The organism is uncultured Mycobacterium sp., from assembly GCF_964249325.1.
GTDB lineage: Bacteria > Actinomycetota > Actinomycetes > Mycobacteriales > Mycobacteriaceae > Mycobacterium.
This window is the reverse complement of the sequence record NZ_CAXUCH010000016.1, coordinates 29,251-37,619: the sequence shown is the minus strand read 5'-3', so window position 1 is coordinate 37,619 and position 8,369 is coordinate 29,251. Positions and strand designations below refer to the sequence as shown.

The 8,369-nt window shown below is 65.9% G+C and carries 7 protein-coding genes, 4 tRNA genes and 2 pseudogenes (1 of these 13 running past the window's edge); 5 read left to right on the top strand and 8 right to left on the bottom strand.

Annotated elements, in window-relative coordinates:
• Positions 1-1,617: pseudogene (locus ACFE99_RS04170) on the bottom strand (methylmalonyl-CoA mutase family protein); the annotation flags it as partial.
• A 168-nt stretch (positions 1,618-1,785) separates the two neighbouring features.
• On the opposite strand from ACFE99_RS04170, the gene ACFE99_RS04165 reads away from it, so the two are divergent.
• On the top strand, positions 1,786-3,348 hold the full coding sequence (locus tag ACFE99_RS04165) for an amidase (protein ID WP_375482691.1): 1,563 nt from the start codon (positions 1,786-1,788) through the stop codon (positions 3,346-3,348).
• Here the strand turns inward: ACFE99_RS04165 and ACFE99_RS04160 are convergent.
• From ACFE99_RS04160 to ACFE99_RS04140, 5 genes are all read right to left on the bottom strand, one after another.
• Positions 3,299-4,105 (bottom strand): class I SAM-dependent methyltransferase, encoded by an 807-nt coding sequence (locus tag ACFE99_RS04160; RefSeq protein WP_375482689.1) that lies wholly within the window; start codon positions 4,103-4,105, stop codon positions 3,299-3,301. The genes ACFE99_RS04165 and ACFE99_RS04160 overlap by 50 nt on opposite strands.
• 9 nt (positions 4,106-4,114) lie before the next feature.
• On the bottom strand, positions 4,115-4,789 hold the full coding sequence (locus ACFE99_RS04155) for a M15 family metallopeptidase (RefSeq protein ID WP_375482678.1): 675 nt from the start codon (positions 4,787-4,789) through the stop codon (positions 4,115-4,117).
• A gap of 75 nt (positions 4,790-4,864) precedes the next feature.
• Positions 4,865-4,941, bottom strand: a tRNA-Phe gene (locus ACFE99_RS04150).
• A gap of 26 nt (positions 4,942-4,967) precedes the next feature.
• Positions 4,968-5,044, bottom strand: a tRNA-Asp gene (locus tag ACFE99_RS04145).
• 36 nt (positions 5,045-5,080) lie between these two features.
• Positions 5,081-5,154, bottom strand: a tRNA-Glu gene (locus tag ACFE99_RS04140).
• 122 nt (positions 5,155-5,276) lie between these two features.
• Here ACFE99_RS04140 and ACFE99_RS04135 point away from each other — a divergent pair.
• Together ACFE99_RS04135 and ACFE99_RS04130 are read left to right on the top strand one after the other, a co-directional pair.
• Positions 5,277-5,349 (top strand) — tRNA-Lys (locus ACFE99_RS04135).
• Positions 5,350-5,425: 76 nt separating this feature from the next.
• On the top strand, positions 5,426-6,526 hold the full coding sequence (locus tag ACFE99_RS04130; RefSeq protein WP_375482676.1) for a F420-dependent hydroxymycolic acid dehydrogenase: 1,101 nt from the start codon (positions 5,426-5,428) through the stop codon (positions 6,524-6,526).
• A 3-nt stretch (positions 6,527-6,529) separates the two neighbouring features.
• On the opposite strand, the gene ACFE99_RS04125 is transcribed toward ACFE99_RS04130, so the two are convergent.
• Positions 6,530-7,429, bottom strand: a complete 900-nt coding sequence (locus tag ACFE99_RS04125; protein WP_375482687.1) for a class I SAM-dependent methyltransferase — start codon at positions 7,427-7,429, stop codon at positions 6,530-6,532.
• Positions 7,430-7,570: 141 nt separating this feature from the next.
• On the opposite strand from ACFE99_RS04125, the gene ACFE99_RS04120 reads away from it, so the two are divergent.
• Both ACFE99_RS04120 and ACFE99_RS04115 read left to right on the top strand, forming a co-directional pair.
• Positions 7,571-7,960, top strand: a complete 390-nt coding sequence (locus ACFE99_RS04120; protein WP_375482674.1) for an ArsR/SmtB family transcription factor — start codon at positions 7,571-7,573, stop codon at positions 7,958-7,960.
• Complete coding sequence (locus tag ACFE99_RS04115; RefSeq protein WP_375482672.1) at positions 7,957-8,172, top strand: zinc transporter Slc39a7; 216 nt, start codon at positions 7,957-7,959, stop codon at positions 8,170-8,172. Before ACFE99_RS04120 ends, ACFE99_RS04115 begins: the two co-directional genes overlap by 4 nt.
• Before the next feature lie 4 nt (positions 8,173-8,176).
• Here ACFE99_RS04115 and ACFE99_RS04110 read toward each other — a convergent pair.
• Positions 8,177-8,369 (bottom strand): annotated as a pseudogene (locus tag ACFE99_RS04110) (oxygenase MpaB family protein) (it continues 817 nt past the right edge of the window).

Below are 8,369 nucleotides of genomic sequence, written 5' to 3'. Positions count from 1 at the left end.
CAGCACCAGATCACCAGATACCAACCGGTCGCGTTGACATAGAAGCATCAACGGCTGCTGGAATTCGGCCCCACACCGCTTTGAGCGCGGACACCATTTCACCGACCGTGCAGTAGGCGTTGGCGCAGTCGATGAGCTTGGGCATGAGGTTGTCGGTGCCTTCGGCCGCGCGGGCCAGCGCCGCGATGCTGGATTGCGCTGCAGCAGAGTCTTTTTCGGCCCGAACCTTGGACAGCCGCTTGAGCTGAAGATCGCGTCCTTCGGCCTCGAGTTCGTAGCCGGCGATCTGCGGTGGCGGCTCCTCGGTGACGAACCGGTTCACCCCGACGATCGGCCGCTCTCCGGATTCGATTTCCCGATGCATCCGATAGGCTTCGTCGGCGATCAGCCCTTGCAGGTACCCGTCTTCGATGGCCCGCACCATGCCGCCGTGCTGCTCGAGGTCGTGCATGATCTCGACGATGCGGGCCTCGGTTGCATCGGTGAGCGCCTCGACGAAGTAGGAGCCGCCGAGCGGGTCGGCGACTCGCGGCACCCCACTCTCGTAGGCCAGGATCTGCTGGGTGCGCAACGCCAGCGTCGTGGACTCGTCGGTGGGCAACGCGAACGGCTCATCCCATGCGGCGGTGAACATCGACTGCACGCCGCCGAGCACCGCCGCCATGGCTTCGTAGGCCACCCGCACGATGTTGTTGTGCGCCTGCGGTGCACACAGCGATGCGCCGCCACAGACGCAGCCGAACCGGAACATCGACGCCTTATCGGTTTTGGCGCCGTAGCGTTCCCGCACGATCGTGGCCCAACGACGTCGTCCCGCACGGTATTTGGCGATTTCTTCGAAGAAGTCGCCGTGGGTGTAGAAGAAGAACGAGATCTGCGGTGCGAACTCGTCGATGGTCATCCGGCCCCGCTCGACCACAGTGTCGCAGTAGGTGACGCCGTCGGCCAGGGTGAACGCCATCTCCTGCACCGCGTTGGCCCCGGCGTCGCGGAAATGCGCTCCGGCCACCGAGATCGCATTGAATCTGGGGACTTCAGCTGCGCAGAACTCGATGGTGTCGGCGATCAGCCGCAGCGACGGCTCGGGCGGCCAGATCCAGGTGCCGCGCGAGGCATACTCCTTGAGGATGTCGTTTTGGATGGTGCCGGTGAGCTTGGCCCGCGGTATCCCCTTCTTCTCGGCGGCGGCGACGTAGAACGCCAGCAGGATCGCCGCAGTGCCGTTGATCGTCATGCTGGTGCTGATATTGCCCAGTGGGATGCCGTCGAACAGGATCTCGGCATCAGCCAGGCTGTCGACCGCGACGCCGACCCTGCCGACTTCTTCGCTGACTTCTGGATCGTCGGAGTCGAACCCGCACTGGGTGGGCAGGTCGAGTGCCACCGACAGTCCCGTCCCGCCCTGTTCGAGCAGGTAGCGATACCGGCGATTGGACTCCTCGGCGGTGCCGAACCCCGAGTATTGCCGGAACGTCCACAGCTTGCCGCGGTACCCGGACGCGAAGTTGCCCCGGGTGAACGGGTAGGCCCCCGGGGGCGGCGGTTCGCTGCTACGGTCCTCCGGCCCGTAAGCCGGCGCGAGCGGATGCCGGCTGAGGTCTGAGCTGCGTTATCCATCAGCTGATAACGCACTTGCAAAAAAGAGAATGCCAATACCGCGCGCTGACCTGCCCGAACGCAGGCTGCGCGCGAAACCTGACCATCGCCGCCCGCGACACCCGGATAATGCGCGCAGCGCTCACCTCGACGCTGAAGATCTCACGACTAGGCCGCACGGAGGTGGACATGGCGGTTCCCCGGCCATCGACAACGGATATCGCTTCAGCGGCGAGTCATTTCGGCTTCCATCTGGACACCGATGCATTGGCGGCCTACACCACGATCGCCGGGTACACGCTGACGTCCTACGACACCGTGGACGAGTTGTACGACAAGCTGGCGCGGCCACAAGTGCCCGAGCGTGCCTACCGATTCCCGCAGCCGGCCGACAATCCGCTCGGCGCCTGGTATGTCACAACGGAGATCAGCTCAGGCGCAGAGGGACCGCTGTCGGGCAAGACGGTCGCCATCAAGGACAACATCGCCGTCGCAGGTATCCCAATGATGAACGGGTCGGCGACGCTGGAGGGATTCATTTCGAGCCGCGACGCGACGGTCGTCGAGCGGCTGCTCGACGCGGGAGCGGTCATTGCCGGCAAAAGCGTCTGCGAGGACCTCTGCTGCTCCGGCTCGAGCTTCACCTCGGCGTGCGGTCCGGTGCGCAACCCGTGGGACCCCGCCCGTGAAGCGGGCGGATCATCCAGCGGCAGTGCGGCGCTGGTCGCCGCCGGCGTGGTCGAGCTGGCGCTGGGCGCAGACCAGGGTGGCTCAGTGCGGATCCCGGCGTCGCTGTGCGGCATCGTCGGGCATAAGCCGACCCACGGGCTGGTGCCCTACACCGGCGCATTCCCGATCGAGCGCACCATCGATCACATCGGCCCGATGACGCGCACTGTCGCCGACGCCGCGCTGTTGCTCACCGTGCTGGCCGGACCGGACGGGCGGGATCCACGTCAGCGCGACGACGTTCCTGCTGTCGACTACCGGGCCGCGCTGACCGGCGACGTCGCCGGTCTACGGGTGGGGTTGGTCTCGGAGGGTTTCGGCCAGCCGGGCTCGCGTCCGGGCGTGGACGAGCTGGTTCGGTCGGCGGCACAGCGGCTCACCGAAATAGGCTGCACCATCGGCGAGATCAGCGTGCCGTGGCATCGGACGGCGTTTCACCTCTTCACTGTCATCATCACCGACGGTGTCGCCTCTCAGATGCTCGATGGCAACGGTTATGGGCTTGGTGTGGACGGACTCTACGACCCAGAGCTCATGGCGCACTTCGCCCGTCAGCGACTCGCCAAAGCCGACCAGTTTTCCAGCACCATCAAGGCCGCGGTGTTATGCGGCAAGTACGGGCAGACGGCGCTCGGCGGCGCCGTGTATGCCAAGGCGCGCAACTTGGTGCCGCGCGTGCGCGCCGCTTATGATGACGCGCTGGATCGCTACGACGTGCTGGTGATGCCCACCGTCCCCGGTACGGCGGAGACACTTCCGGCCGGCGGCCGGCATGATCTCGCGCTGCTGGCAAACGCGCACGGCAAGGCGATCAACACCGCACCCATGGACATCACCGGTCATCCGGCGATCTCGGTGCCCGCTGGCCTGCTCGACGGCCTGCCGGTGGGAATGATGATCATCGGCAAGCGATTCGACGACGCGACGGTGCTCAACGTCGCCCATGCCTTCGAGCAGCTGTCCGGCGGATTCCCTATGCCAGACAGAGGATTTGGACATGCGGGATCGCCAGCCAGCCGTTAGGCGCAGCGGCCCAGGCTCGCCATGCGCAGGCGATTTCGGTCAGCTCGGCCGCCGTTGCCAACCCAGACGCCAGGAGCTGGTCGGCGAGCGACGACTGCAGAATCCGGTCCGCCCACATACCGCCCCACCAATCGCGGTCATCAGGCGTTGCGAAACACCAGATTCCGCCACTCGGAACGATCTCGTCGAAGCCCGCGTCCTGAGCCCAAGACAGCAGGCGCCGCCCGGCGTCGGGCTCACCCCCGTTTGCCCGAGCCGCCTGTTCGTAGAGTTCGCGCCACCGGTCTAAAGCTGGCAGCTGTGGATACCAGATGAAGCCCGCATAGTCGGCCTCGCGGGCGGCGACGATGCCGCCGGGCACGCACACGCGCCGCATCTCGCGCAGCGCCTGCACCGGGTCGGTGACATGCTGGAGCACTTGATGCGCATGCACGACATCGAAAGTGTCATCGGCAAATTCGAGCGCCTGTGTGTCGGCTATCACGAAGGAAATGTTCGATACGTTGCGCGCCTGCGCCTCTTTGCGCGCCACATCGAGCGCTGCAGTAGTGAGGTCGACGGCGGTGACTTCAGCGGGTGCGACCCGTGCGGCGAGGTCGACGGTGATCGTCCCGGGTCCGCATCCGACGTCCAGCAGGGACATGCCAGAGCGAAGATGCGGCAACAGATAGCCAGCGGAATTCTCCGCGGTGCGCTGACGATGCGAACGCAGCACCGACTCGTGGCGGCCGTGGGTGTAGCGGTTCACCGCTGGGATCCTCGCTTTTCAGTCGACCGGGACGTCGAGGATGGGACGATCGGCCGCGGCGCCGGGGCCGTCGAAATGCCACCACTCCCCGGAGTACACCGTCAGCCCGCCAGAGCTCATCGCGTCGCGCAGCCGGGCGCGGTTCGCCTGCGCGTCCGCGGTGACGCCGTCGCTGGCGAAGGCGTTGGCGCGCGGTGTGAAGTCGTCGAAGTCGGTTCCCATCTCGACGAAGCAGGGCCGGCCACCTTGCAAGCACTGCGCCCGGGCAAGGGTGACATCGACGGAGCGTCCGGACTCGTGGCTGTGCGCATACTGGCCGGGTCGCGCCACCCACGCCGGGTTGGGCACCACCTGGAACATCCTGACCTGAACGTCGTGCGGACGGTAGCAGTCCCAGAAGACCAGCGACTGTCCTTGTCGGCGAAGTATGTCGGCGGCCGTCGCGAGGCCCGATGTCATGGATTCGTGAACCAGACAGCGGGCATCGGCGGGATACAGCGCGACGCCGGTGAAATTGTTTGGTGTGGCGTAACGCAAGTGGATGATCGCGCCCGGGACGACGCTCCTGACGTCGACAAATCCCGCCGCTTGGGCCTCGGCGCTCAGCGGCGGCACGTCGGCGCCGGCGCGTGCGCTGCAGCTGGTGCCGCACATCGCCACCAGCACGGCGACGAGGAACTGTCGCGCAGTCATGTCCGCATTGTGCCGGGTCGTCGAGTACGGAGGATAGGCAGCGACTCGATGGCGCAACGAGATAGATACCCGGCTTGGTGGCCAGGGGCGGGATCGAACCGCCGACCTTCCGCTTTTCAGGCGGACGCTCATACCGACTGAGCTACCTGGCCGGAAGACGGCGTGTGTCTCGCCGTGATGGCGACCCTGACGGGACTCGAACCCGCGACCTCCGCCGTGACAGGGCGGCGCGCTAACCAACTGCGCCACAGGGCCTTGTTGTGTTGTGTGCTCCGCGTCGCCGCGTAGCGGTACCCCCTACGGGATTCGAACCCGCGTTACCGCCTTGAAAGGGCGGCGTCCTAGGCCGTCTAGACGAAGGGGGCCAGAACCGAATCTCTCCGGGGTACTCGCAACGTGGTTTCGTTGGGAGCCACGCCAGCTTAGGTTACCGCCGACCGAATCCTCAAACGAGCCGCATCCGCAAACGCAGTATCCTGTGCCTCGCGCCCCTATAGCTCAGTTGGTAGAGCTACGGACTTTTAATCCGCAGGTCCCAGGTTCGAGTCCTGGTGGGGGCACTTTGGCGTTATGACCTGCGCCGACGCACGGCCTTCCGGCATTGGCCCCGGCCCCACTTCTGGGTACTCCCGGGCCATGAAAGGAATGTCACGGCGCGCCTTGGGTCAGTTATTCGCGGGAGTGAGCGTGATGACTGCCAGCGGCGTAGCAGCCGCATGCAGCTCGAAACACGCGCCGTCACCGTCCACTCCCGCGGCGCCGCCGCCGCCTTCCGGACCGGGTGTGGGCTTCGTGTTGTCCCATGAGCAATTCCCAACAGCGCAGCTGGTGGACCAGGCGCACGCAGCCGAGGAAGCGGGATTCCGTTACCTGTGGGCCAGCGACCATATCCAGCCATGGCAGGACAACGAGGGGCATGCGATGTTCCCGTGGATCACGCTGGCATTGGTGGGCCAACGGACTCAACATGTCCCGTTCGGCACCGGCGTCACCTGCCCGATTTGGCGCTTTCACCCGACTACCGTCGCGCACGCCTTCGCTTCGCTCGCAATCCTCTTCCCCGGGCGCGTGTTCCTCGGTGTAGGCACCGGCGAGCGGCTCAATGAGCAAGCGGCCACCACCCAGTTCGGCAGCTACCAAGAGCGCCACGACCGCTTGATCGAAGCGATCCAACTGATCCGGCAACTGTGGAGCGGCCAGCGAATCTCGTTCCAGGGCCGCTATTTCCAAACCAACCAGCTCAAGATCTACGACGTGCCTCCCTTGCCGCCGCCGATCTTCGTCGCCGCCGGCGGTCCGAAAAGCGCCCAGCTGGCCGGCCATTACGGCGACGGCTGGATCACCCAAGCCGACGGCGTCAAAAACCAAAAGCTGGTCTCCGCGTTCAACCAAGGGGCGCAGGCCTCGGGCCGCGATCCGGCCAAATTGGGTAAGCGCGCCGAGATGTTCGCCGTTGTCGGCGACCAGAACGAGATCAACCGCGCCGCCGAACTATGGCGGTTCACCGGCGGGGCCGTCGACCAGCCCAACCCGGTCGGCATCCAGCAGGCAGCAGAGCGCAATCCACTCGACAAGGTGATCAAGGGCTGGACAACCGGCACCGATGCCGCGACACATATCAAAGCGGTGCAGGCCGTTCTCGATGCCGGCGCGACGCCGTTCATGCACTTTCCCCAGCGCGACCCGATCGCCGCGATCGACTTCTACCGCAACAACGTGCTACCGCACCTGCATTGAGCGCTACTGCAGCACAGCGCTCAAGTAGGTCACATCGGCGAAGGCGGCGGCGACGTCGTCGTCGGGATAGTCGAAGCCGTTGTCGGCATGCATCTGCGCGACGGCGCGGTGCGAGACCTGCCAGCCGCTGCGGCTTAGGTACTCGACGATGTTGCTGCGCTGGCCGTGGTAGACGAGCTCGTTGAAGTCAACGACGTCAAAGCCGAGCTCGACCATTCGCTCGTGATGAGCCCGCCACCGCTCGTCGGCGAAAATCGCAGTGTCGGGCACGAATTCCAAAGCCACGCGACTACCGGGCGCGCTCAACGCGGTGATGTGGTCGAACAGGGCGTCCTGGGCATTCGACGGCAGATAGACCACCAATCCCTCGGCGCTCCATGCCGCGGGCGCACTTGAATCGAATCCGGCTTCTCGAAGCGCCGCCGGCCAGTCGTCGCGCAAGTCGACAGCAACGGTCCGCCGCTCGGCTTTCGGCTCGGCCCCCAGATTTTGCAGTGTGGAGGTCTTGAAGGCGATGACCTCCGGCAAGTCCACCTCGTAGACGACGGTGCCGGCCGGCCACGGCAAACGGTAAGCCCGTGCGTCCAGCCCGGCGGCGAGGATGACCACCTGTCGAGCACCGTTTTCCACGGCGTCGAGGAAGTACTGGTCGTAAAACCGGGTTCGGACGGCCATGCCGCGCGCCATGCGGTCCGGATCGAAGTCGGAGCCCTCCCCGACCGGAATCTGCCCGCTGACCAGCCGGGTGTAGACGTCGATGCCGACCGCGCGCACCAGCGGCGCGGCAAACGGGTCGTCGATCAGCCCCCTCTCGGAGGCCAGCGCTCGCTGCGCGGCAACCATCGTGGCCGTCGCCCCCACGCTCGTCGCGAGATCCCAGCTATCGCTTTCGGTGCGCACCATCTCGGCCTCATCCCGACGTCCCAGCAATATAGATAGGCTATTTAGTACCACAGCCGCCGCTGCGCCCGGACAGGCGGACTACCTCGGCCCGGCCGGCGCAGGGTTTGACACGAGCACTCTACCCTGCGCTACTATCTGCGTATGCATGCAGGTAACCAGAATGGCCGGTTGCCCGAGGACCAGGTCAGCCTGGTGGTCGAGGTGTTCCGGATGTTGGCCGACGCCACCCGGGTCCAGGTGCTGTGGTCGCTGGCCGATCGCGAGATGTCGGTCAACGAACTTGCCGAGCACATCGGCAAACCTGCGCCCTCGGTATCCCAGCACTTGGCAAAGCTGCGGATGGCCCGGTTGGTGCGCACCCGCCGGGTGGGAACGACGATCTTCTACAGCCTGGAAAACGAACACGTGCGCCGACTCGTCGTCGACGCCGTCTTCAACGCCGAGCATGCCGGCCCGGGCGTTCCGCGGCACCACCGCGTCGACGCCGGGCTGCAGGTGGTTTCCGAAATACCAGCACAACAAAGGAGATGACGACCATGCCGCACCACGAGCACGCCCACGAGGCGCCGCATTCACACGAGCACCAGCACGAAGGGGCGACTCACACCCACGCGCACACCAGCCACGAGCACGACCACGTCGAGCACGAGCACGCCCACACCCACGACGACGGAACCGAGCACACGCATCCACACGTCCACCAGTCAGGGCTGGAGGAAGCGCACAACCACGCCCACAGCTAACGCGTCAGACGTCGGGGCAGTAATGCTTCGGGTTGTCGCGCTCGTCGAGCGGCGGCAGGTTGCGCGCGGGCGTGTGCACCAGCGGGGTGTCGGCCGGGATGCGGCCGGTGGTCCGGTCCCAGCCGGCCCGGGCCCGTGGGTGCTTGCGGTATCGCGCAGGCACCGCGGCGAAAACCAGCCGCACCAGCTCACCAAAG